Raw genomic sequence first — 23,863 nt, 5'->3', positions numbered from 1 at the left:
AGATAGACCATTTTTGTCATAAGAAAAAGAGCACTTGGCTCTTTTCTGTTTTATTCTTTTGATGAACTACTTGAGCTTGAATCTCCGCCACCAATATATTGGGTGAAGATATTTTGGAAGGCTTGGTCCTTAACCTTGATATTGGCTGCTTGTAATTCTTTTCCGATAATGCTTTGAACAAATGTTGAATCATTTTGTTTTTGAGTCAAGATAACAGTTTTTAATTTTTCTTTGTAGTCATCAATATTAGATGATTTTTCTGTTTTCTTAATGAGTTTTACAATGTAATATTGGCTACTGTAAGCTTGTGTGCCAGCGGCTGTGATCACATCAGAAACACCGTTTACATCTAGAGCAAATGCCGCTTTCTTAACTTGTTCTGGTACTTCTGTTGAAGCAGAATCAAAGGTGATTTCTCCACCATTCGCTTTAGTTTTCTCATCAGTTGAGTTATCTTTAGCTAATTGAGCAAAGTCTGCATCACTAGCTTTGGCTTTTTCGAGAACTTCTTTGGCCTTATCTTCATTATCAAGACGGATGATTTGAGCCGTTACATCTGGAGTGTACTCATCAAAGGCTTTCTTATAAGCATCATCTGTCAATTCAGCTTCTGCTGCCTTCTTAACTGCCAACTCAACTAATTTACTTGTACGAATTTGAGCTTTACGTGTGTCAAGAGTCATACCTGCTTGTGACAAGACACGTTGGTAGTTCTCACCATATTGTTTTTCTTCTTCGGCAATAGTATCGTTGACTTCTTTGTCATCTACTTCTGAGCCATATTGCTTCTCAAATACTTTTTGGATGGTCAAGTTCAACAACACTTGTTGGGCTGAAGGATTGCTTTTCACTTGCTCATAAAATTGATGTTCTGTGATAACATCTCCTTTCATGCTGATAAGGTCTGCCCCTTCTGAACCTTTTGAACAAGCTGCTAAAGTTGCTACTGATAATAGTGTAATGGCTCCTGCCAATAATTTTTTCTTCATGTCTACTCCTTTGAGATAAGTGTTACCCTATCTATTTTACTATATTTTCTTAAATTTTTCTGAAAATCATTCGCTGTCAGGTAATTGAACATCTGCTAGATTTTTACGAAGCATGAGAATGCCGTCCCCCAGAGGTACTAATGTTGCAGTGAGTCCTGGATTGTCTAAGGTTGCATCAAATAGTCTTTGAAGGCCTCTGTAAATAGTTCGCTGACCACGACGGACTTCCATAATATCCTTAGCAACATCACCACCTTGGAAAATATCATCCAAGACAACCACACCTCCAACGTCCAAATGTTTGAGGATTTCTGGCAGAAAGACGATATATTTAGACTTAGCTGAATCCATAAAGACGAAATCGTAGGACTCTGTCAGGGTAGATAAGATATCTACCGCATCTCCCTCTAGGAGAGTGATTTGCTTGCGACTGTCAAACTGGGCGAAATTTTCCTTGGCAAATCCAATCATCTCTGGATTGCGGTCAATGGTTGTAATCTTGGCATTTGGCGCATGTTCCGCCATCAAGAGGGCTGAAAACCCGATGGCCGTCCCAATTTCCAGAATGTTTTTAGGTTGTATGGTTTCCATGAGAAAACGGAAATAAGCAACCGTTTCATGGGGAATAATGGGAATATTTTCCTTGCGAGCAAAGTCTTCCAATTCTTTCAAAGAGCCTGTGACTTGCTTTTGACGCTGACGCATCAAGTCTACAATTTCTTCCTTGACAACGGGACGACGCATGTTATGGTTGGCATTCTTACTATACGATTCAACCATCTTATGCCAATCCCAATTTTTCAACAAGGGCTTCAAACTCATTCAAACGACGTTCGAAGACTGCAAAAGCATCGTTGAGGTAGTCTTCCTTCTCCATATCAACACCAGCTTTTCTCATGACATTGAGTGGGTAGTCAGATTTACCAGCCTTAAGGTAATCGATATAACGGTCACGGTCTTCTTGACTACCATGGACAATCTTTTCAGCCAAGGCTGAGGCTGCTGCAAAACCTGTTGAATATTGGTATACATAGTAGTTATAGTAGAAGTGTGGAATGCGTGCCCACTCGTATTGAATTTCAGGATTGTCTTCCTTACTCAAACCATAATACTCTTGGTTCAAGTCTGCGTAGAGTTTATTTAAGAAATCGCTTGTCAAGACTTCACCATTTTGATCCGCTTGGTGAATCGCGTGTTCAAACTCAGCAAATTGAGTTTGGCGGAAAACTGTTCCACGGAAACCGTCTAGGAAGTTATTGAGAATAGCAAAGCGCGTTGCGTCGTCTTCCACTTCTTCCAATAATTTCTCCGTCAAGATATTTTCATTGGTAGTTGATGCAATCTCAGCCAAGAAGATAGAATAATCTCCGTAAACATAAGGCTGCGTTTCACGAGTATAGCTTGAATGCATACTATGACCAGTCTCATGGACAAGGGTAAAGAGATTGTCTAGATTGTCCTGCCAGTTAAGAAGCATAAAGGCATTTGTATCGTAAGAACCACCAGAGTAGGCCCCTGAACGCTTGCCTTGATTTTCGTAAACATCAATCCAACGCTCACTGAAGGCACGTTTAACACGGCTCAAGTAATCCTCACCCAAGACTGCTAAGGCATCTTCTGCCTTTTTCAAGGCTTCTTGGTAGGTAAAACTATATTCAACAGATGAAAGCGGTGTGTAGACATCGTACATCTTAAGGTCTGAAATCCCCAAGATTTTTGAACGAAGTTCAAGGTAACGATGCAAGAGTGGCAAATGCTTGCGAACTGCTGCTACCAAATTGTCATAAACACTTTCTGGAACAAAATTTGCTGCAAGAGCTGCATGACGAGCACTCTTGTAGTTGCGAACTTTGGCACGGTAGTTTTGGACCTTAACATTGGTTTGCAAGGTTTTAGCATAGGTATGTTGGAATTGCTCGTAAGTCGCATAAAGAGCTTGATAAGCACCACGGCGAACCTCACGATTTTTAGACTCCATCAAACGTGTGTAAGTCCCATGAGATAGCTGAACTTCCTTACCATCATCGTCAAGGACATAAGGGAATACAATATCCGCATTGTCCAAGATAGCGAAGGTTTCACTTGCCGAACCAAAGATTTCTCCAGCTCCAGCCAATAATTCTTCTTCACGTTGTGATAGAACGTGTTCCTTGCCTTGCAAAAGCTTATCAAAATAGTGTTGATAAACCTGCAATTTTGGTTGAGCCTCTAAAAAGTCAGCATACTGCTTTTCACCGATTTCCATAAATTCAGGCTCATAGAATGAAAAAGCTTGATCTAGCTGGCTATAGAGAGTCATGGCCTTGGCATAGTACTCTTGGTACTTGGCTTCACGTGTGTCTTGGTCATTCTTCATATGAGCATAAACGTAAAGCTTCTCCATTTGGCGTTCCATTTCAAGAGAAAATTCAGTAATTTCGAGTAAGCTATCCGCACTATCCAAGAGATGGCCTTCATACTGGGCTACTGTCTCCAATTTTTCTGTTAAATCTTTTAAGGCTTCTTCCCAAGCCTGGTCAGTTGAGTAGATCGTTGATAGATCCCATGTATCTTTTTCATTTATTTCATGTCTTTGTAATACCATTAGATTCCTCCATCCTTTCTATTCTACCATATTTTTCAAGAAATATTGCTGATAAAAGGCTGGTGGATAGAGCTTTTGCCAATCATTTTGAGGATTTTGTTGATAATAGGTTTGAAAATACTGATAATAGCTGGTCATGTCTTGATTAATCTGACAAAAATCCCCTACTAATGGTCGAATTTGTGGATACCATTCTTTTAAGCCATAAGTCAAGAGATTTTCTCCCTTTTGATAGGTTTCTGCTTGTTTTTTCATCCAAATGGGATTTTGATAATAAAGTTGCTGTCGGATATAGCGACAGATGTCCTTGTCCTGAGAAACTGTAAAATGAGATATTTTTTGTTTCTTATAGGGAAGACGTAATATCTCCAGCAAACTACCTTGACCGTAGGGAAATTCCTTGATTTGATAATGGAGTTTGCCACGGAGATCTTGGTGAATGAGATATTTGAGTCTCAAAAGCTGTTTTTTCTTGTCTACTTCCCAAACATAAAAGCCCATATTTTGACTAAAATAAAGAAAACCTTGTTGCAGACGAGTCAAGCGCTCCTTGAGCCAAAGTTTTTCCCCCAGCAACCACAGTACTTGGTAACCCTGACTTCGATAGCCCTCACTACGCTCTTTAAGAATTTTTTGTGGCAAGGGACTACACTGAACTTCTAGAGCTAGAGTCCCATTTACTAATACATCCGCAATCTGTTTAAGCTCTGGAAGAGGGTATTCTAATTGCACCTCAGCCTCTGTTTTCAACCAGTGATAGAGGACTTCCTTATTTGTCAAGTGTTCTGGGCTTTCATTTTCAAAGGAGTAATCACAGTCTTTTAAGGATTTATGAGCAAAATGGGTTCGGACACTTGGTCCTTGACGCAAACGGAGCTGACCTCCACAAGCTGGGCAGGCATAATCTTGCTTCTCAAGCTTATCCTCTAACACATTTACCAACTGTCCCCTAACATCTCTTGCAACAAACACGATTTCCCTCCTTTTCTATATTATTCGTAAAAAAGAAAAAAGATCAGGAAATTTCCTAATCTTCATTTATTTGATTTTTTTAGCTAGCATGGTCGCAAAGCGTAGTTGAATACGATTGCCATTCTCATCGCGACGATGGAGATGACCTGGATTTTCATTGTACTTAACCAATTCCCAGTCCTTGTAATAGTCTGCCAGTTCCCCTTCCTTAAAAGTAAATGGGAAGTTCACTGAGCAAGGATAGTCCTCTGTATCCATGGCACAAACGATAAGATTGTAGCCACCAACAGTGGTTTTCTCCTGCATGTTTTTGATAATTGCAGGAATGCGATCTGCTTGCAGAAACATGAGAACAACTGTTGAAACGATAAAATCATATTCTTGTCCAATGCTGGCTGAATTGATATCGTAGAGACCAACAGGCATATCCAGGTCTTCCTGCTCCACAATGCTTTGCAAGATTTCAAGGGCCAATTCATTTTGATCCACAGCTGTCACATCAAAACCATTCTGCGCAAGAAAGAGAGAGTTACGGCCCTGACCACAGCCCAAATCCAAAGCTTTACCCGGTTTCACCGTTTGCATAGCCTCTAGGACCTCTGAATGAACAGGATTGGTATTGTATTTTTTAGGGAAATAATCCTCAGGTTTACAATAAAATTCTAAATACCATTCTACATCGTCTGTTACAGCCTCCACTCGGTGCCAGGCTTGTGGTTGTGCCATGGGATTGTCAGCCCCTGCTTCAAATAGGTGTTCAGCTAGAACCTCCCCATCCTCTGTCAATTCAATAAACTTGAGAGTTCCCTTCAAGACAGTAATTTTTCCCCAAGTCCCAACCTTGGTATTGTGCTTTTGCTGAACAGCCTCTGGCATGGTTTCTTTAGTCCACAAGGGCATACGTTTATAGGCAACTAATTTTTCCATTTTCATTTCCTCTTTTTATCGCTGATTAACAGCTTTCATCACGCGCGCAATATCGCGATTCTGTTCACGTCGTTTGATAGACTCCCGTTTGTCGTAGTCATGCTTCCCTTTAGCTAGGCCTAAAAGGAGCTTGGCATAACCATCTTTGATATAGACCTTAAGGGGAACCAGCGTCATTCCTGTCCCTTTAGTCTCTTGTTCCAATTTTTGAATTTGTTTCTTATGGAGCAGGAGTTTTCGACGGCGTTCTGGTTCTTGGTTCCAGATATTGCCCTCTTCGTAAGGAGCAATATGAACATTGCTCAACCAGACCTCCCCATTTTTTACTTGGGCAAAGCCATCCTTGAGATTGATTCGAGCAGCTCGTACACTCTTGATTTCAGTTCCTGTCAGGACCATCCCTGCCTCTAACGTATCTACGATAGTATAGTCGTGGCGCGCCTTTTTATTTTGTGCGACGACCTTTCCCTCGCCCTTTGCCATGCTTGGCTCCTTTCTTAGCTACTTCCTTGTAAAAAGGTTTCTTGCCCTTTTTCTTCTTGTCTTTTTGTGAATGCTTGCGCTTATCATTTGAGCGTCCTGATTTTCTCTTATCTTCCTTCTTATCTGAACGACGATTTGAACCACGCCCTCTGTCACTACGACTAGACTGTTTCAAGCCTTTTTCAATCACATCAAACTCACTTGGGATGTAAGAGAAGTCAATTTCACCTGTCATCTTATCCGCTCTTTCAACCCGAATACGAATCTGTTGACCTACACGGAAGGTTATACCCGATTTCTCCCCACGCAGGGTCAAATCACGCTCATTGAAATGATAAAATTCAGGTAAATTAGTGATGTGAATCAAGCCCTCAACTGTATTCGGCAATTCAACAAAGAGACCGAATTTAACAATGCTAGACACAACCGCATCGTACTCTTCACCCACGTATTCTTCCATGAACTCAGCCTTTTTCATGGCTTCGACTTCACGCTCAGCCTCAATGGCACGACGTTCACGGTTGGAAGACTGGGTCGCAATCTCTGGAATCACTTGCTCAAAATGCTCTGCTATTTCCTTAGAACGGCCGTAATCACGAATCATACGGTGAACAAGAAGGTCTGGATAACGACGAATCGGGCTGGTAAAGTGAGTGTAATAGTCAGCAGCAAGGCCATAGTGGCCGTGATTGTGCTCTGAATAGCGAGCCTGCTGCATAGAGCGAAGAAGCATCATGGACAAGACATCTGCATAAGGTTCTCCCTCAACAGCACGCATGATGTCTTGAAGTGCCTCCTGGCTAATCTCACTGGCAGTCCCATAAATGCGCAAGCCAAAACTCGAAGCATAATCAATAAACTTCTGAACTTTTTCAGCCTTAGGCTCCTCATGGATACGATAAATGAAAGGTAGATCCAGCTTACTAAAATGCTCAGCAACTGTTTCATTGGCCATCAGCATAAAGGACTCGATCATGCGCTCGGCAACACCACGCTGACGAAGAACGATATCAACAGGCTTACCTTGTTTATCCACTAAAATCTTGGCTTCATTGGTATCGAAATTGAGGGCTCCACGTTTCACACGCATGTTTTCTAGAGTTTCATGAAGCTTGGCCATAAGTTCGATACTAGGAACAATTTTCTGATATTCTTGTCGCTTTTCCTCGTCGCCAGCTAGGATATCATTGACATCACTATAGGTCATACGGAAGCTTGTCTTGATAACTGTTTGTGTAATGGTGTAATTGACCACACGACCATGTTTATCAATCTCCATAATGGCAGACTGGGTCAGGCGGTCAACTTGAGGATTGAGGGAGCAAATTCCATTAGACAGTCGTTCTGGAAGCATTGGAACCACACGGTCTGTCACATAGACAGAAGTCGCACGGTTAAGGGCTTCCTTGTCAAGGGCAGAACCCTCGGTCACATAGTAGGAAACGTCTGCTATGTGAACTCCAAGCTCCAGATTGCCATTTTTCAATTCCTTGATATGCACTGCATCGTCCAAGTCCTTGGCATCTGCACCGTCAATGGTAAAGGTAATCTCATCTCTCAAGTCCAGACGACCTTCCATATCCTTTTGAGACAGAGCATCAGGCACACTTTCTGCCTCCTTGACAACAGCTTCTGGAAACTCGGATACAATGTCCATAGACTCCAAAACCTCAAGAACATCAATTCCGACATCTGTTGAGTACCCCACCACATCGAGGACACTAGCGACAAAGAAATCATGTTTCTTGCTTGGGTATTTATCGATAAAGACCTTGAGAACTTCGGTTCCCTCGAGTTTAAGGGCTGGTTTCTTAACATAGATCGGTTGACTGATTTTCTGATTTTTCGAACGGATGTAACCCGCATACTTAGGTTTTTCCTGATCTAGAACGATTTGCCCGACAACTGTTGTCAGACTGTGTTCTAAGATATCAATAATTTTTGCTTCGGCTGCTGTTCCCTTATTGCGGTCAGCGACTTTCTTGATGACGACCTCAACGGTATCACCATCAATAGCATAGTTGACATCGTTTTTCCCTACAAAAAGGTCGTCCTCCTCGCCTTCTAGACTGACAAAACCAAAGCCATTTTTATGGGCATGAAAAATCCCCTTGAGAGTAATCTCATGTTTTTTCTTGACTTCCAAAGTCAGACTTCCATCTTCTTCAAAGCGTATCTGGTGCTTTCTTTCCATTAGGGACAAGGTTTTAATCAACTCACGAAAATCCTTGGACCCGTCTTTTCCCAAAGCCTGAGCCAAATCATTGACAGTCACCTTTCCCTTATCTTGCAAATATTCTTTTATTCTATCTTTCATATTTTCTTTCTAGATTTTTTAATTTTCTTTTACTGCAAAACCTTCTCAAATATCTTTTAAAAATAAAAAGAGGCAAAGACCTAGTCCTGCCCATTATTTTCTTATCTACTTGATAATACCGTCAATGCTAAGGCAATGGCTAGCCAGAAAAAGACTAAAATCCCTGTCAAACGCTGCATTACAGCTTCAAAACCGCGTGCTTTACTGCGTTCAAACAAATCACCTGAGCTGGCATCAAATACATTGCTGGATTGGTTTTTGGTTGGTTGCATGAAAATCGCAATCACAATCACAACAGATAATACTAATAAAATGGTTAATAATAGGTTATACATATCAAACTCCTTAAAATCCCTATTATTTTACCATAAAATCTACTTAGATTCAAGATGTAGGGTTACTTTTCTTTCCTTGGGACAATACTTTAAAACCTCGATCTTGTCTGGATGGGTTTTTGAATTTTTACTGGTTAGGTAATTGATACTGCCACAAGAGGAGCATTTGAGATTAATTTTTACTCGCACTAGATTTCCTTTACTTTTAATAATGTTCGAAATTGAAGAAGGTTAAAGAGACAACTAAAGGCAACACAAAGGCTTGTCGCATAGAAGACTGCATGGTAGCCAAATTGACCTGCTACTGCAGAACCTGCCATGGGACCAACGACACCGCCCAGATAAAAGAATACCTGATTAAAGGCAAAGACCCTCGAAATACCAGCTTTGGGCGTCATCTTGCTGAGAAGGGCATTAACCCCGGGAATCAAGGCACCAGTTCCCAAGCCAAAGAGGAAACGATAGAGTCCTAGTTGAAGCGGACTAGAGGCATTGGCACAGAGGAGATAGATGATAACTGAATAAAACTGGGCTACAACCAAGAGGCGATGGTTGCCCACCTTATCACCTAGCTTTCCCATGACTCCTGCACTCATCATACTGGAAAAGCCCATACTGGATACAATCAAACCAGATACAAAAAGAAGATTCTCTGTCTGGCCTAAGTCGCGCACATACAAAGCTAAGATAGGGCCGATTGATTGGGCTGAAAATTGGATGACAAAACTGGTTAGAAAGAGATTGACCAAAAGATAGGGATATTTAACTGAGGTAAACAATTCCTTTGTTGGAATGGCCTTTTCCTTGGCTACTGGTTGAAAATCTTCCTTGATAAAGCAAATAGTCAAAACAGCAGCTAAGAATAGAAAACTACCAACCAGTAAGAAAACAGTACGAATGCCAAATAATTCTGCGATAAAGCCACCAATAAAGGGACCAGTTAGAGTACCTGCAACTACGCCTGTAGACAAAGTACCTAAGGCAGTTCCTGATTTCTCCTTGGGAACCTGACTGGCTATCAGGGCCGTTGCATTGGGAACAAAACCAGCAAATACACCGTTTAGTAAACGAAGAAAGATTAACCAATAGATATTTGGGACAAAGGCCAAGCCTCCCATAGTGATAGTCATGGCCAGGCCAGCCCGAATCATCATGGGTTTTCGACCGTATTTATCAGCAAGGATGCCCCAGATAGGAGAGAAAAGCGCCGCAGAAATAGCAGAGACAGAAATAGCTAAGCCTGCATAAAAAGCAACTTGCTCTCCCCCTACACCCAGACTTTCCACAAAGATAGGCATAAAAGGCACAACTAAGGAAATACTGGCTCCTGTCAGAAAATTACCAAACCAGGCAATGCGCAGATTATCCTTCCAGTTAATCTCTGTCATCTTGCTTACCTCCCTCAAGCAGGGAGAACACCTGAGTAAGAAGCTGGTCCTGATTTCCATTGTTGTTTAAAACATGGCTGGCCAAATCTTTCTTTTTCTCTGAAGGCCACTGGGCTACCAGACGAAACTCAGCTTCATCTTTGGACAAGTGGTCCCTTTTCATTAAGCGTTCTACTTGGACATCTCTATCCACATAGACCAACCAAGTCTCATCAAACCAAGCACTGTAGTCCTGCTCAAAAAGTAGGGGAATATCCATGAAGAAAATCTCTTCTGTCTGAGCCAATTGGTCTCTTAATGTAGCTAGTTCCTCACGGATAATCTCTCCTTGGATTTGCTTCGACCATTCACGTTCTTCAGGATTTGAAAAGATGAGACTAGCTAGGAGAGGGCGATTGAGTTCTCCATTTTCTAGAATGATTTCTTGCCCAAAGTGCTGGTCTAGAGCCTCAAACAGACGACCACCAGGTTTCTGTAGTTGGTGGACAACCGCGTCGGCATCCACTACTTGAAAACCTTGCTTTCTTAGAAAATTTGTCACAGTTGACTTACCAGAGGCAATTCCCCCAGTGATTCCAATGATTTTTCCCATCAGCCCCTCCTTTGACAGTTTGGACAAAAGTGAGTTCCTCGTCCGCCTAGTTGGATTTTTTCAATGATGGTGCCACAGCGTACACATTCTTGACCAGCCTTGTCATAGACCTGATGAAAATCCTGCATGGTTCCATCTTCACCAAAAGCGTTGGTATAGGTCCGAATGGTGGAACCACCTTTTTCAACAGCCTGTCCCAAAACAGCAATGGTCTGGTCATGAATGGCAGTAGCTTCTTCTGCTGTCAAAGTCTGGGAAGGTCTGGCTGGATGAACCTGAGCTCGCCAGAGAACCTCATCCACATAAATATTGCCAAGGCCAGCTACCAAAGTCTGGTCTAGGAGATGGGATTTGATAGGCTTTTTGGACTTGGCTAGGGCAGCTTGAAAGACCTGCAAATCAAAGTCTTGCTCGCTTGGTTCAGGACCTAATTTTTTAGAAATAAAGTAGGCTTCCAAAAGGTCAGGAGACAAGAGTTCCATAGTCCCAAACTTGCGTACATCCTCATAAACAAGGGTTCCACCGTCCTCAAACTGAAAGAAAACATGGGCATGTTTGCGTTCAGGAACCTGGTCTGGATAGTAAAAATACTTGCCCTCCATGCGCAAATGGGAAATCAAGATCTTGTCTGTCAGGTAGAAAAGCAAATATTTTCCACGGCGTCCTGTTGACTCAACAACTTGACCAGGCACTTCCTTTTGAAACTCGTCCAAATCTGTCTTAATCATCTTGGGATAGCGAATTTCTACACTCGAAATCTTCTTACCCAGAATCAATTTTTCTAGGCCACGACGAACGGTTTCAACCTCAGGTAATTCAGGCATAAGTCCTCCTTCTGTAAAAACAAGAAGCAGGCATGAGCCCACCTCTACTTAGTATTCTTTTTCATTATAGCCAAAGTCAGCCAAATCTAGCTTCTTATCTCGCCAGTTTTTCTTAACCTTGACCCAAGTTTCTAGGAAAACCTTGTCCCCTAGCATAAGTTCAATATCACGACGGGCCATGCTACCAATTTTCTTAAGCATAGCGCCACCTTTACCGATGATAATCCCTTTTTGGCTATCGCGCTCGACCATGATAGTTGCACGAATGTGAACCTTGTCTGTCTCTTCATCTCGTTTCATAGAGTCAACAACCACAGCAACTGAGTGAGGAATCTCTTCACGAGTTAGATGCAAGACTTTCTCGCGAACCATTTCTGAAACCAAGAATCGTTCTGGATGGTCTGTGATTTGATCAGACGGGAAATATTGGAAACCTTCGTCCAGATTTTCACTCAAAATATCCACTAGACGAGAGACGTTATTTCCTTGAAGAGCTGAGATTGGTACAATTTCCTTAAAGTCCATTTGGTTACGGAAATCATCAATCTGAGACAAAAGCTGATCTGGATGAACCTTATCAATCTTGTTCACCACCAGAATAACAGGAACCTTAGCAGCCTTGAGACGATCGATAATCATATCGTCTCCCTTACCACGCGCCTCATCCGCAGGTACCATAAATAGAACTGTATCCACTTCACGAAGGGTGCTGTAGGCAGACTCAACCATGAAATCTCCAAGAGCTGTTTTAGGCTTGTGAATCCCTGGTGTGTCGATAAAGACAATTTGCTCCTTATCAGTCGTGTAAATTCCCATAATTTTGTTGCGCGTTGTCTGCGCCTTGTCACTCATAATAGCAATCTTTTGCCCCATAACATGATTTAAAAAAGTTGACTTCCCTACATTTGGACGTCCTAAAATGGCTACAAAGCCTGATTTAAATGTCATAATTTCCTCTTACTGTTTAAAATAATAAATCCCAAATCCGTGGGAGAAAAATCAATGCGCCTGTTAATGCTGCGAAAAGAGAGACCACTAATACCGCGCCAGCTGCCATATCCTTGGCATTTTTAGCCAGCATGGAAAAGTGATAGTGACTGGCCAAATCCACCACATTTTCAATAGCAGAATTGATAATTTCAAAGGCTACTACCAAGAAAATGCTCAATAGGAGAAAGAGCCATTCGATTCGTGACACCTGAAAAACAAAACCTGCAAGGATGACTACTAGAGCCGTCACGGCATGTTTTCGCATATTTCGTTCTTCCTTGATGGCAGTAAAAATTCCTGTGATGGCAAATTCTAAACTAGATATCAGGTCACGATTTTTCCATTTTCGTTTATTGTCTTGTGAGTCCATAGGCTGTCAAAATTTCTTCTTGTAAACCGAACATCTCCGCTTCTTCTTCCGGAGTGTAGTGATCATAGCCGTTGATATGTAAAAAGCCGTGTACTGCCAAGAAGCCCATCTCACGCTCAAAGCTATGGCCATATTCCTCGGCCTGCTCATGTGCCTTATCGATAGAGATGAACAGTTCCCCAATATAGGCATCAAACTCAGACATCATCTCTGCCAATTCTGGATTTTCAAGTAAATCCTCTTCGTCAAAGGCAATTTCCAACTCTGGCTTATATTCAAGGCTGATGACATCTGTCGGACGGTCGGTGTCACGGTACTCCAGATTGAGTTCATGACTACGCTCATTGGTCACAAAGGTAACTGCCATCTCCTTGTCTTCTTTTCCTAATTTTTGGGCTGCAAATTCCAAAATCTCTTGGGTTTGTTGCAACATTTCTTTTGAAACTTGACCAGTTTCATCTACCATTTCAATATACATGTGCTTCTCGTTTCTCTTTACTTGGCTTTATTATACCACATTTCCATGATTTTATTCTACCTTTTTGATATAATACTATGGAATACAATCACAAGGAGAGAACGATGTCATTTGACGGATTTTTTTTACACCACATGGTTGAGGAATTGCAAAGAGAGTTAGTGAACGGTCGCATCCAGAAAATCAATCAACCTTTTGAACAAGAGTTGGTCTTGCAAATCCGTAGCAATCGCCAAAGTCATCGCCTGCTCCTTTCTGCCCATCCAGTTTTTGGACGCATTCAGCTGACCCAAACAACTTTTGAAAATCCAGCTCAACCTTCTACCTTTATCATGGTTTTAAGAAAATATTTGCAGGGTGCCCTGATTGAGTCGATCGAGCAGGTTGAGAATGACCGAATTGTAGAAATGACAGTTTCCAATAAAAACGAGATTGGCGACCATATCCAGGCTACCTTGATTATCGAAATCATGGGGAAACACAGTAATATTCTACTGGTTGATAAAAGCAGTCATAAAATCCTCGAAGTTATCAAACATGTTGGCTTTTCACAAAATAGCTACCGTACCTTGCTTCCTGGATCAACCTACATCGCTCCGCCAAGTACGGAATCTCTCAATCCTTTTACAATCAAGGACGAGAAACTCTTTGAAATCCTGCAAACACAGGAAACGACAGCTAAAAACCTTCAAAGCCTCTTTCAAGGTCTGGGACGCGATACGGCAAATGAATTGGAAAACATTCTGGTTAGTGATAAACTATCTACTTTCCGAAACTTTTTCAATCAAGAAACCAAACCATGCTTGACTGAGACTTCCTTCAGCCCAGTTCCTTTTGCAAATCAAGTGGGAGAACCTTTTGACAGTCTTTCTTATTTGTTGGACACCTACTATAAGGACAAGGCTGAACGCGACCGCGTCAAACAACAAGCCAGCGAACTCATTCGTCGTGTTGAAAATGAACTTCAAAAAAATCGTCATAAGCTTAAAAAACAAGAAAAAGAGTTACTAGCTACAGACAACGCTGAAGAATTTCGCCAAAAAGGGGAATTGCTGACAACCTTCCTCCACCAAGTGCCTAACGACCAAGATCAGGTTATCCTGGACAACTACTACACCAACCAACCTATCACGATTGCGCTTGATAAGGCCTTGACTCCCAACCAGAATGCCCAACGCTATTTCAAACGCTATCAGAAATTAAAAGAAGCTGTCAAATACTTGACTGATCTGATTGAAGAAACAAAGGCAACCATTCTCTATCTGGAAAGTGTGGAAACTGTTCTCAATCAAGCTGGGCTGGAAGAAATCGCTGAAATCCGTGAAGAATTGATTCAAACTGGCTTTATCCGCAGAAGACAACGGGAGAAAATCCAGAAACGCAAAAAACCAGAACAATATCTAGCAAGTGATGGCAAAACCATCATCTATGTCGGCCGAAACAACCTACAAAACGAGGAGTTAACCTTTAAAATGGCTCGCAAGGAGGAACTTTGGTTCCATGCCAAGGACATTCCTGGAAGCCATGTTGTCATCTCAGGCAATCTTGATCCATCCGATGAAGTCAAGACAGACGCGGCAGAACTAGCCGCCTACTTCTCTCAAGGTCGCCTGTCAAATCTGGTTCAGGTAGATATGATTGAAGTCAAGAAACTCAACAAACCAACTGGTGGAAAACCCGGCTTTGTCACCTACACAGGACAAAAGACCCTCCGTGTCACACCAGATCCAGAAAAAATCGCATCCATGAAAAAATCCTGATTTTACTTGAAATCAGGATTTTTAACTTATACTCAATGAAAATCAAAGAGCAAACTAGGAAGCTAGCCGCAGGTTGCTCAAAGCACTGCTTTGAGGTTGGAGATAAGACTGACGAAGTCAGCTCAAAACACTGTTTTGAGGTTGCAGATAGAACTGACAAAGTCAGTAACCATATATAATCCAAGGCGACGCTGAAGTGGTTTGAAGAGATTTTCGAAGAGTATTACTACTCACTCAAATCATATCCAATTATAGGACTAATCTTTGCCACCTAGTTTCTCATTGATTTTCATCATCACACTAGCAATTTTTTCGCCCCAATAAGGGTCAGAGGCATATTCCACATTCATACCAGACGCCTTATTTCCAAGGAAAGTTCTACCCCTATCGATATAATTTTCCTTAATCCACTTGCTTGCACCTAAAACTCCCTTATCCACATCATCAAATGTCTTGGCAGAAAGGTAAGGGGTCGTATCATAGGCTGTAATTCCAAAGAAATTATTCTTATCTTTGGCAATCTTGCTACGTCCCCAGTCGCTTTCTAAGGCGCTATGAGCAAGGAGGTAAAGGGCATTGATATGGTAATGTTCTTCGGCTTCCTTAAAGGTAGCTCCCTTATTTCCCAGGAGGCTATTATTAATATTTAGCAGACTAAATACCTTATCCAAGTCTTCAGCACTGTAGTTTGTAGCCTCTGTCAAATCTTTAAAAAGGAAGGGATTTTCAAGGTTAAAACCTTCAAAATGCAGTCCATCTGCCGAATAATATTTCTTGCCTACTTCCATATCAGAAAGATGAGAAGCTACTGGGATACTAGCATTCTGAGCTACATAGTGATAAAAACGATGCCCATCACTCTCATAATAAGGGATAAAATCCTTGCTGGCATCTAGTGCTTGTAAATCTTCTGTTTTCATATAGCCTGACAAACCAGAAATAGTAATAGCCAGGCGCTTGTCATCACTTTTTCTATCCTTATCTAGCCAGACAACACTACCTTGCGATATATAGGAGAGCTTTTCACCATCTGCATTATAAATATTTGCTGTGACAGGTACTACTTGATAATAAGTAGCATTTTCGTTTGTAGCTTTTTCTCCAAGCCATTTACCGTCGCTTCCAAGCTGATAACCATCTACTGTCTCATTTTTCGCCATGTAGCCACCAGATTTGAAGTAGTACCAAGCTTGACTTTTAGCATCGTATAGCCATTCTTTCTCAGCCATTTTGCCATCAGATTTTAGATAAAACCATGACTCCTTATCCCAAATCCATTCATTGGCTGCCATATAGCCACCGGATTTTAGATAATAATAGTGACCATTTTCGAAAATCCATTCTTTCTCAGCATGTTTTCCATTTTCTTTGATATAAAACCAAGATTGGTATTGTTTGTCAAAAAGCCAACCTTGCTGTACTTTGGCACCACTAGCATTCACATAAGCCTGGTCAATCCACTGACTTGTTAGCAAATAACCACCAGATTTGAAATAATAGTCCTTGCCCTTGATTTGGAGCCATTCTTTCTCTGCGTGTTGTCCATCTGCTTTTATATAAAACCAAGCGTCGTATTGAGAATCATAGACCCAGTCTTCTATTACTTTGGCACCTGTTGCACCAACATAGGAAGTTCCTACCCAGGCATTTCTTTTCATCTTTCCATTTTGGTCAAGATAATAGAAGGCTCCCTTGTCTTCTACCCATTCTGATTTTGCCATATAGCCGCCAGATTTGAGGTAAAAATAGTCGTCACCTTGCTTTAGCCATTCATTTTCAGCATATTTGGCATCTTCTTTTATATAAAACCAAGATTGATAGTGAGCATCAAAAACCCACTCATTGGCTGCTTGACTCCCATCTGATTTCAGGTATTGTTTTCCTTGCCAAGTACCATCACTAGCCATTGCACTCTCTGGTCTGGCTAAGAAAAATAGTAGGGCTAAAAAAATAAATCTTACTTTCTTCATAAACTTTCTTCCTCTGTTCTTTCTATTTTATTGTATCAAAATTCTCTATAATAAACATTACAAACTGATAAAAAATCAAGAACAGATTGATTGCAGTTTACCTCAGAGACTCTTTTACTTCCTTGCGTAGATTTTCTAGACTGCTGATGCCGTATTTGTCCATGACTTTTGGTAAATTTTCGATGATATCAGGGCAGGCATATGGATTGGTAAAGTTGGCTGTTCCAACTCCGATGGCAGAGGCTCCAGCCAGATACATTTCTAAGGCAGCTTCTGCCGAATCCACTCCCCCCATTCCAATGATAGGCAGGTCTGTTGTTTGGGCTACTTGACGGATGAGTTTGAGGGCTACTGGAAAAACTGCTGGACCAGACATCCCACCTGTTCCATTAGCCAAGATTGGTTTTCTGGTTTTTAGGTCAAAGCGCATTCCAACCAGAGTATTAATCATAGTCAAGCCACTTGCTCCCGCATCTTCTGCAGCTTTTGCGACAGTAACGATATCGGTCACACTAGGAGTTAGTTTGACATAAACTGGCACATCAGACGCTTCTACAGCTGCTTTCACCACATCATAAGCTAAATCTGGATCTTGACCAATCAAAAGTCCGTGATTACAGTGGTCAACATTGGGACAAGAAATATTGAGCTCGATAGCCTTTACATTAGCTGCCTTGGAAATACCACTAGAAACGGCCGCATACTCTTGTTTTGAAAAACCAGCCACATTGGCAATAATAGGAAGATTTGGATATTCTCTTTCCAGCCAAGGTAACTTTTCAGCCAAAACAATTTCCAAACCAGGATTTTGCAAGCCAATTGCATTGAGCATGCCAGCAGGTGTTTCTGCCACCCTTGGAGTTGGATTGCCAAAACGGGCTTCAAGGGTTGTCGCCTTAATCATAATAGAACCTAAAAGGTCTAAATCATAGTACTTGGCATACTCTTGTCCAAAGCCAAAACAGCCTGATGCTGGAATAATCGGATTTTTCAAATCCAAGCCTGGTAGAGAAACTTGTAAACGATTTGTAGTCATAATTTTCTCCTTATAATACAACTGTTCCTGTGCGGAAAACAGGGCCATCTTCACAGACGCGTTGGCTGACCGTCTCGCTTTCTGGCACTTTTAGGACGCAGGCATAGCAAGCCCCCATCCCACAAGCCATACGAGATTCCAAAGATAGATAGGCTCTTGGATGGTTATAGAAGGTTTGATTGATATACTTCATCATTCCAGGCGCCCCACATGAGTAAACAGCATCAAATTGATTGTCTAAATCCTCGATAACAACGGAAACATTTCCCTTGATACCATAAGAACCATCATCTGTCGTTACAAAGACTTGACTATATTGGGCTAATTCCGTCTCTAAAATAACAGCATCCTTATTAGCAAAACCGAGAACTGTCACTACTTTCACACCACGCGTATGCAATTCCTTGGCCACCTCAAGCAAGGGCGGAACACCAATTCCACCACCAACGAGGAGAACCTGGCTCTGCTCATCTAGGTCAGACAAGTCAAAACCATTTCCCTGAGGACCCATCACATCAAGAGTATCTCCCTGACTTAAGGTTGAGAAAATAGCTGTCCCAGCCCCTTCAATCCGATAAATGAGATGACACTGCTTATTAGCCTTATCAATAGACGAAATTGAAATAGGACGGCGCAAGAGATGGGCATCATCAGGCACACGAAGATGAAGAAATTGGCCTGCTCGCATAGCTTCAACCATTTTCCCTTCTAGGACTAATTCAAAGATTGCTGGCGCGATTTCCTCCTGTGCAACCACCTTCATGGTTTCCAAACGAATTGCACCCAAACGTTTCTTACATGTGGGATTCATGACTTTTCCTCCTTAAATTTTAAGGGGACCAGACAAAGAAAAGACCTTGCGATTGCAAGGCCTCAGTTAAAATCGTACAACAGAAGAGAGCACACTCAAAAAGTCTCCTCTAGAAAATTGCACTATTCTTTTATCTGACACCTTGTGAGTCTCTCTGGACTCCCCTTAAAGGTTAAATTTTTACTAGTATACTCTTTCAGCTAAAAAAAGTCAAGTAGAAAACGAACATTCTACTTGACTTCACGAGATTATTTTTCACGAATGACTTCAACCTTGTAGCCATCAGGGTCTTTGACAAAGTAATAGTTAGGTGCAGTTCCTGGTAGACCATTTGGCTCAGTCACTTCATAGCCTTTTGCACTGTGCTCTTGATGAAGAGCTTCAAGATCAGGTGTACTGAGGGCGATATGGGCAAATCCATCACCAACCACATACGGACCGTGATCGTAGTTATAAGTCAACTCCAACTCATAGTCATCACCCTCAAGACCTAGATAGACAATCGTGAAGGCATGGTCTGGAAAATCTCTGCGGCGCAATTCTTTAAATCCAAAAGCATCTTGATAAAATGCAATTGATTTTTCAAGATTTTCTACTCGCAAGCAAGTATGTAGCATTTTTGAAGCCATATTTTTCTCCTTTATTTTTAAAAAGACTGGGACAATCCTGTTCCAGTCTTATCTGTTATTATTTACCAAGTTTTGCTTTAGCTGCATCTGCAAGAGCTGTGAAAGCTGCTGCATCGTTAACAGCCAAGTCAGCAAGCATTTTACGGTTAACTTCAATCTCAGCCAATTTCAATCCATGCATCAATTGTGAGTATGAAAGTCCGTTCATACGAGCTGCCGCGTTGATACGAGTGATCCACAATTTGCGGAAGTCACGTTTTTTCTGACGACGGTCACGGTATGCATAGTAGTAAGAGTTCATTACTTGTTCTTTTGCAGTACGGAACAAGATGTGTTTAGCTCCATAGTAACCTTTTGCTAATTTAAGAATACGTTTACGACGTTTGCGTGATACAACGCCACCTTTAACACGTGCCATGTTTTATTTCCTCCAAATATTTCCTAGAATTGTTTACTTACAGTAAAGCTATTATTTCAAGCGAGTAAGCATTGCTTTGATACGTTTGTAATCTCCTGAATGCACCATAGATGCTTTACGAAGATGACGACGTTGTTTTTTAGTTTTTCCGTGGAAACGGTGAGAAGTGTAAGCACGGAAACGTTTAAGTCCACCAGAACCTGTACGTTTGAAACGTTTAGCTGATGCGCGGTGTGTTTTTTGTTTTGGCATGATTTTTTCTCCTTTATTTAACTTTCTGACAATTATTTTTTGTCAGTCGCTGGCGCCAATTGCATGAACATTTGACGTCCATCCATTTTAGCACGTTGTTCGATGATGGCAATATCTTGAGTTGCTTCAGCAAACTCGGCTAAAACTTTTGCACCAATCTCTTTATGGGTAATCATACGACCCTTAAAGCGAATAGATACCTTAACTTTATTTCCTTTTTCAAGGAATTTGCGTGCATTGCGAAGTTTTGTATCAAAGTCACCCTTGTCAATGGTTGGACTTAGACGAACTTCTTTCACAGTAACAACACTTTGTTTTTTACGTTGTTCTTTTTGCTTCTTCTGGTACTCAAATTTGAACTTACCGTAGTCCATAATTTTTGCAACAGGCGGTTTGGCTTGGGGTTGAATCAATACTAGGTCAACATTAGCATTATCAGCCAAAGCTTGCGCTTCACTGAGTGGCTTGATGCCTAGCTGTTCTCCTTCAAGACCAATCAAGCGAACTTCACGTACACGAATCTCATCATTGATGAATAAGTCTTGCTTTGCTATGGTTTTCACCTCTTTTGTTTTATTAGAGAAAAACAATAGCGGACTCGTAAATATACAAGCCCGCACGTTATGATAGCGTTTCTTAGAAACTTTTCATCCGTAGGGCCAGGCAACTTAATGTCACAAGGCGAGAAGCTCTCACTTCTGCTTTTCTCAACTTTTATATGATACCAAGTTTTCTAGCCCTTGTCAAGATAAAAAGTTATTTTTTTGAAAAGTTTCTGCTCATTAACCAACCGTTTCAATTTTCCAACTATTCCACCCTTTAAAGCGTATAGCTCCTTGCTGGTCAGTTCGGTAAACTTTACTATTGATATCTTCCAGTCGTGTCAAAGTTTCCTGATGGGGGAGTTTCATTCGATTGTTCTTTCCAACTGAGATAAGAGTAAGCTCTGGTTTGAGTTTTTCTAGAAAGGCTGAACTTGATGATTTTTTATTGCCATGTTGACCAGCTTTCAAGACCCCCACCTCTAGGTCAGGATATTGCTTCATCAAGTCCTTCTCTCCTTTTTCCTCCAAATTTCCTGTGAAGAGAAAGTGCTTATCCAAGAGTTTTCCATACAGAACCAGGGAATCTTCATGACCTCCATCTCCAATTTTCCTTGGAGATAGGACTTCTAACTGACTTCCAAAAATTGGAAGGTTCTCTCCCACTGACACACTACGCACCTTGGTTTGAGTCACCTGTAGTTCTGCCACAAATTCCTTCTGTTTTAGACTGCCTTTTGATACTAAAATCTCCCCTACATGAAAAGCCTTGGTCACCTCCAACAAATCACCAACATGTTCCTTGTCCGTATTTGTCAAAATCAGCTGGTCAATCTTGGCCACTCCTCGACTTTTGAGGTAGGGAAGCAAGGTTCGCTGGGCATTGCTAGTCGTTGCCTTTTCTTGCCATTTTTCAATTTTCTTATCAGATTCTGCCTTGCCACCGACATCTATGAGAATGGTTTTACCAGTTATATCCCGTAGGAAAATACTTTCTCCTTGCCCCACATCCAGCATGGTAATTTCATTTTCCAGTGGATACTTGGTCAGGAAAAAGAGACCTGTAATCAATAAGCTCAACACTGCTAGCTTTTTAATGTTTTTCCTCAAATCATAGACTAAAGCCAAGGAAATTAACAATAAAATTAAAAGCCACGCATTAGGTTGTCCAAAGACAATCGGTCTATTTGCCACCTGCCATACCAAGCGAATAATCCCTTCCAACCATTCAAAGATAAAATTCAGCTGAATGACTGGATAGAGAAAGGAAAGGGCAAATATGATAGACAAGAGCGGTAAGAAGACCAAGTCAAATAGAAAGGATAAGACGAAGGTCAAAAGGATGGACCAAGGTTGAAATTCTGCAAAATAGAAGGATAAAATGGGTAATATTCCCAAGGAAATGACTAGACTTTCTCTGACAACTGTCTTGAGTCCCTCTCCTTCTTTGCTGGTCATGGTCAAGATAAAAGCATAAGCGCAGGACAAAACTCCTCCTGCAGTCAGGAAAAAGTTTGACATGATAATAAAGAGGACAAGAACCGTCAAGGCAAAATTATCCAAGCCCTTAACCCCATGTTGAGCTAGTAGCTTTTGCAAGAGACTGCGAATGACTGATGCTGAAAATCCTGTCAGCCCTGCATAGATAAGGGAAAAGGGATAAGTCAGCCATTTCAACCTTTCTTGGGTCAAGCCCAATCGCAAGAGAAGTTTCTTAAAGCCATCCATGAAAAATCCTACCTGCATACCAGACAAAGCAAAAAGGTGGATAATTCCTAAACTAGAATAAAGCTCATTCATCTCCTCAAAGTCTGTATCCAGATGTCCTAGCAAGAGTCCTGTCATGTAATTGCGCATAGGGTCTGGAAAGTGCGTCTTAATCCAAACTACAGCCTTTCGGCGTACACTGGACAGATTTTCACCTATATCCAAACTGCCAACCTTTTGAAGTGACTGGATTTTTTTGATATTGAGAATCTGGTAAATTCCCTGAGTTTTCAGATAGGTTTGGTAGTCGAAACCACCAAAATTTCTCTTCCCTTCTGGCTCCGAAAGCTTCCCTTCTAGTCCTATCTCATGAATGTCGGTTAAAGCTTGAAAGGTTTCTTTCTCCTCCTCGGACTGGAGTTTATAATAAACTTGAAAAATGCGTCCATCAGACTTGCCACGAAAGGATAGACTGTCACCATTGACTTTAATAGTATCAGGCAAAATCCGTACCCTTTCAACAGAAACAGCCAAATTTTGACTCGCTTGACTCTGTTGCCAATTTTGAAACAGAAACCAGAAGCCAAAGATTCCACAAATCACTAGAACTTTGCTAGCAGATTTCCAAGGAAATTGGAAAAAGAGACAGACTAGCAGAAAAACAAAGCCCAACAAAGCAAGATAGGATGCTGAGAAAATAGAATAGTAAAGCCAAAGCAATAGAAAACTCAGATAGATTAGGGGAAGGGGGAAATTCTTAATCCACTGTAACATAGTCTTTTAGCTTTTCTATCGTTTTAGCACCAATGCCAGAGACCTTCTTAAGTTCATCAACTGACTTGAATTTCCCATTTGATTCACGATGGTCGATAATGTCCTGAGCTCGTTTTCCTCCCAGTCCCTTGACCTGCTTGAGTTCTTCAAGACTGGCCTTGTTGAGATTAACCTTCTTGTCCTTGCTTGTTGAAGAAGGCGCTCCAGAATTAGTCTGTTGATTAGCTACTTCTTCTCCCTTAGTTGGAACGTAAACCAGAGCCTCATCACTGACTTTCTGAGCTAGATTGATCGACTTGCTGTCTGCTTGCTCTGTCAAGCCACCAGCCTTCTGAACAGCATCATTGACTCTACTACCCACAGGCAAATCATAAATCCCTGGCGATTTAACAGCCCCCTTCACATCTACTGTGATTAGATCTTGTTCAACCGGTTCTTCCTTTTCTTCCTTTTCTTCCTTCTTCACATCCTTTTCGGTCGATGAATCCTTGGAAACAGCGGCAACTTCTGCCTGTAAATTCGTTTCTTTTACAGGTGTTTGTAGAGTTGGCTTTAGCAGGAAAAATCCTCCTACAAGCAAGCCCAGACCAGTACAGATGACAATGATTTTATACTCTTTTATTTTCTCAATAATTGCTTCCATATTTTCTCCTCTCTTAGATTATTCGTAAGAGAAAGAAAAAACAGTTGAAAATTTCTTCTCAACTGCTTATTT

Annotated in this window: 25 protein-coding genes and 1 other annotated feature; of the genes, 1 reads left to right on the top strand and 24 read right to left on the bottom strand. The window is 41.3% G+C overall.

Going from position 1 to position 23,863, the window contains the following annotated elements; translation table 11 throughout:
- Positions 1-50: 50 nt before the first annotated feature.
- From prsA to ybeY, 15 genes are all read right to left on the bottom strand, one after another.
- Positions 51-989, bottom strand: a complete 939-nt coding sequence (gene prsA, locus O3650_RS00125) for a peptidylprolyl isomerase PrsA (RefSeq protein WP_371491267.1) — start codon at positions 987-989, stop codon at positions 51-53.
- Positions 990-1,055: 66 nt separating this feature from the next.
- Entirely contained in the window at positions 1,056-1,769 is a 714-nt protein-coding gene (locus O3650_RS00120; RefSeq protein ID WP_371491265.1) for an O-methyltransferase, read from the bottom strand.
- 1 nt (position 1,770) lies between these two features.
- Complete coding sequence (gene pepF / locus O3650_RS00115; protein WP_371491263.1) at positions 1,771-3,573, bottom strand: oligoendopeptidase F; 1,803 nt, start codon at positions 3,571-3,573, stop codon at positions 1,771-1,773.
- 18 nt (positions 3,574-3,591) lie between these two features.
- Positions 3,592-4,545 (bottom strand): competence protein CoiA, encoded by a 954-nt coding sequence (locus tag O3650_RS00110; RefSeq protein WP_371491261.1) that lies wholly within the window; start codon positions 4,543-4,545, stop codon positions 3,592-3,594.
- A gap of 66 nt (positions 4,546-4,611) precedes the next feature.
- Entirely contained in the window at positions 4,612-5,472 is an 861-nt protein-coding gene (gene tehB / locus O3650_RS00105; protein ID WP_371491259.1) for an SAM-dependent methyltransferase TehB, read from the bottom strand.
- 15 nt (positions 5,473-5,487) lie between these two features.
- Complete coding sequence (smpB, locus tag O3650_RS00100) at positions 5,488-5,955, bottom strand: SsrA-binding protein SmpB (protein ID WP_001051750.1); 468 nt, start codon at positions 5,953-5,955, stop codon at positions 5,488-5,490.
- Positions 5,918-8,272 (bottom strand): ribonuclease R, encoded by a 2,355-nt coding sequence (gene rnr, locus O3650_RS00095; protein ID WP_153193286.1) that lies wholly within the window; start codon positions 8,270-8,272, stop codon positions 5,918-5,920. Before rnr ends, smpB begins: the two co-directional genes overlap by 38 nt.
- A 101-nt stretch (positions 8,273-8,373) precedes the next feature.
- Positions 8,374-8,607: a preprotein translocase subunit SecG gene (secG, locus tag O3650_RS00090; RefSeq protein WP_000282517.1), complete on the bottom strand. Its 234-nt coding sequence runs from the start codon at positions 8,605-8,607 to the stop codon at positions 8,374-8,376.
- Positions 8,608-8,646: 39 nt separating this feature from the next.
- Positions 8,647-8,796 (bottom strand): 50S ribosomal protein L33, encoded by a 150-nt coding sequence (gene rpmG / locus O3650_RS00085; RefSeq protein ID WP_001809104.1) that lies wholly within the window; start codon positions 8,794-8,796, stop codon positions 8,647-8,649.
- A complete protein-coding gene (locus O3650_RS00080; RefSeq protein WP_060805667.1) occupies positions 8,796-9,995 on the bottom strand; it encodes a multidrug efflux MFS transporter in 1,200 nt (399 codons plus the stop codon). Before O3650_RS00080 ends, rpmG begins: the two co-directional genes overlap by 1 nt.
- Positions 9,982-10,587 (bottom strand): dephospho-CoA kinase, encoded by a 606-nt coding sequence (gene coaE / locus O3650_RS00075; RefSeq protein WP_060805666.1) that lies wholly within the window; start codon positions 10,585-10,587, stop codon positions 9,982-9,984. Before coaE ends, O3650_RS00080 begins: the two co-directional genes overlap by 14 nt.
- The gene (mutM, locus tag O3650_RS00070; protein ID WP_060805665.1) at positions 10,587-11,411 is read right to left on the bottom strand and encodes a DNA-formamidopyrimidine glycosylase; all 825 of its coding nucleotides are present in this window, start codon (positions 11,409-11,411) and stop codon (positions 10,587-10,589) included. The genes coaE and mutM overlap by 1 nt, the downstream gene beginning before the upstream one ends.
- 48 nt (positions 11,412-11,459) lie before the next feature.
- Positions 11,460-12,359, bottom strand: coding sequence for a GTPase Era (gene era / locus O3650_RS00065; RefSeq protein WP_060805664.1), 900 nt, complete (start codon positions 12,357-12,359; stop codon positions 11,460-11,462).
- Between the two features lie 16 nt (positions 12,360-12,375).
- Positions 12,376-12,771 (bottom strand): diacylglycerol kinase family protein, encoded by a 396-nt coding sequence (locus O3650_RS00060; protein ID WP_000378157.1) that lies wholly within the window; start codon positions 12,769-12,771, stop codon positions 12,376-12,378.
- Positions 12,752-13,249 carry an rRNA maturation RNase YbeY gene (ybeY, locus tag O3650_RS00055; protein ID WP_000275156.1) on the bottom strand — a complete coding sequence of 166 codons (498 nt, stop codon included), beginning with the start codon at positions 13,247-13,249 and terminating at the stop codon, positions 12,752-12,754. Before ybeY ends, O3650_RS00060 begins: the two co-directional genes overlap by 20 nt.
- Positions 13,250-13,353: 104 nt before the next feature.
- On the opposite strand from ybeY, the gene pavA reads away from it, so the two are divergent.
- Positions 13,354-15,009, top strand: coding sequence for an Rqc2 family fibronectin-binding protein PavA (gene pavA, locus O3650_RS00050; protein WP_153193284.1), 1,656 nt, complete (start codon positions 13,354-13,356; stop codon positions 15,007-15,009).
- 257 nt (positions 15,010-15,266) lie between these two features.
- On the opposite strand, the gene O3650_RS00045 is transcribed toward pavA, so the two are convergent.
- From O3650_RS00045 to O3650_RS00005, 9 genes are all read right to left on the bottom strand, one after another.
- Positions 15,267-16,979 (bottom strand): glucosaminidase domain-containing protein, encoded by a 1,713-nt coding sequence (locus O3650_RS00045; protein ID WP_371491255.1) that lies wholly within the window; start codon positions 16,977-16,979, stop codon positions 15,267-15,269.
- 97 nt (positions 16,980-17,076) lie between these two features.
- Positions 17,077-18,063 carry a dihydroorotate dehydrogenase gene (locus O3650_RS00040; protein WP_194250491.1) on the bottom strand — a complete coding sequence of 329 codons (987 nt, stop codon included), beginning with the start codon at positions 18,061-18,063 and terminating at the stop codon, positions 17,077-17,079.
- Entirely contained in the window at positions 18,026-18,826 is an 801-nt protein-coding gene (locus tag O3650_RS00035; RefSeq protein ID WP_070842965.1) for a dihydroorotate dehydrogenase electron transfer subunit, read from the bottom strand. The genes O3650_RS00040 and O3650_RS00035 overlap by 38 nt, the downstream gene beginning before the upstream one ends.
- A gap of 248 nt (positions 18,827-19,074) precedes the next feature.
- On the bottom strand, positions 19,075-19,455 hold the full coding sequence (locus O3650_RS00030; RefSeq protein WP_000157153.1) for a VOC family protein: 381 nt from the start codon (positions 19,453-19,455) through the stop codon (positions 19,075-19,077).
- Positions 19,456-19,513: 58 nt separating this feature from the next.
- The gene (gene rplT / locus O3650_RS00025; RefSeq protein WP_000124834.1) at positions 19,514-19,873 is read right to left on the bottom strand and encodes a 50S ribosomal protein L20; all 360 of its coding nucleotides are present in this window, start codon (positions 19,871-19,873) and stop codon (positions 19,514-19,516) included.
- A gap of 51 nt (positions 19,874-19,924) precedes the next feature.
- A complete protein-coding gene (gene rpmI / locus O3650_RS00020; RefSeq protein WP_001125943.1) occupies positions 19,925-20,125 on the bottom strand; it encodes a 50S ribosomal protein L35 in 201 nt (66 codons plus the stop codon).
- A 32-nt stretch (positions 20,126-20,157) separates the two neighbouring features.
- Positions 20,158-20,688 (bottom strand): translation initiation factor IF-3, encoded by a 531-nt coding sequence (infC, locus tag O3650_RS00015; RefSeq protein WP_000848180.1) that lies wholly within the window; start codon positions 20,686-20,688, stop codon positions 20,158-20,160.
- A 15-nt stretch (positions 20,689-20,703) separates the two neighbouring features.
- Positions 20,704-20,835, bottom strand: a sequence feature (ribosomal protein L20 leader region).
- Between the two features lie 72 nt (positions 20,836-20,907).
- Positions 20,908-23,148 carry a DNA internalization-related competence protein ComEC/Rec2 gene (locus O3650_RS00010; RefSeq protein ID WP_203175899.1) on the bottom strand — a complete coding sequence of 747 codons (2,241 nt, stop codon included), beginning with the start codon at positions 23,146-23,148 and terminating at the stop codon, positions 20,908-20,910.
- The gene (locus O3650_RS00005) at positions 23,132-23,791 is read right to left on the bottom strand and encodes a helix-hairpin-helix domain-containing protein (RefSeq protein ID WP_203175905.1); all 660 of its coding nucleotides are present in this window, start codon (positions 23,789-23,791) and stop codon (positions 23,132-23,134) included. Before O3650_RS00005 ends, O3650_RS00010 begins: the two co-directional genes overlap by 17 nt.
- Positions 23,792-23,863: the final 72 nt, after the last annotated feature.

It is taken from the genome of Streptococcus sp. 20925_1_24, from assembly GCF_041432335.1.
Classification (GTDB): Bacteria; Bacillota; Bacilli; order Lactobacillales; family Streptococcaceae; genus Streptococcus; species Streptococcus mitis_BM.
The sequence above is the reverse complement of the archived record's forward strand: the minus strand, read 5'-3'. Positions and strand labels throughout refer to the sequence as shown.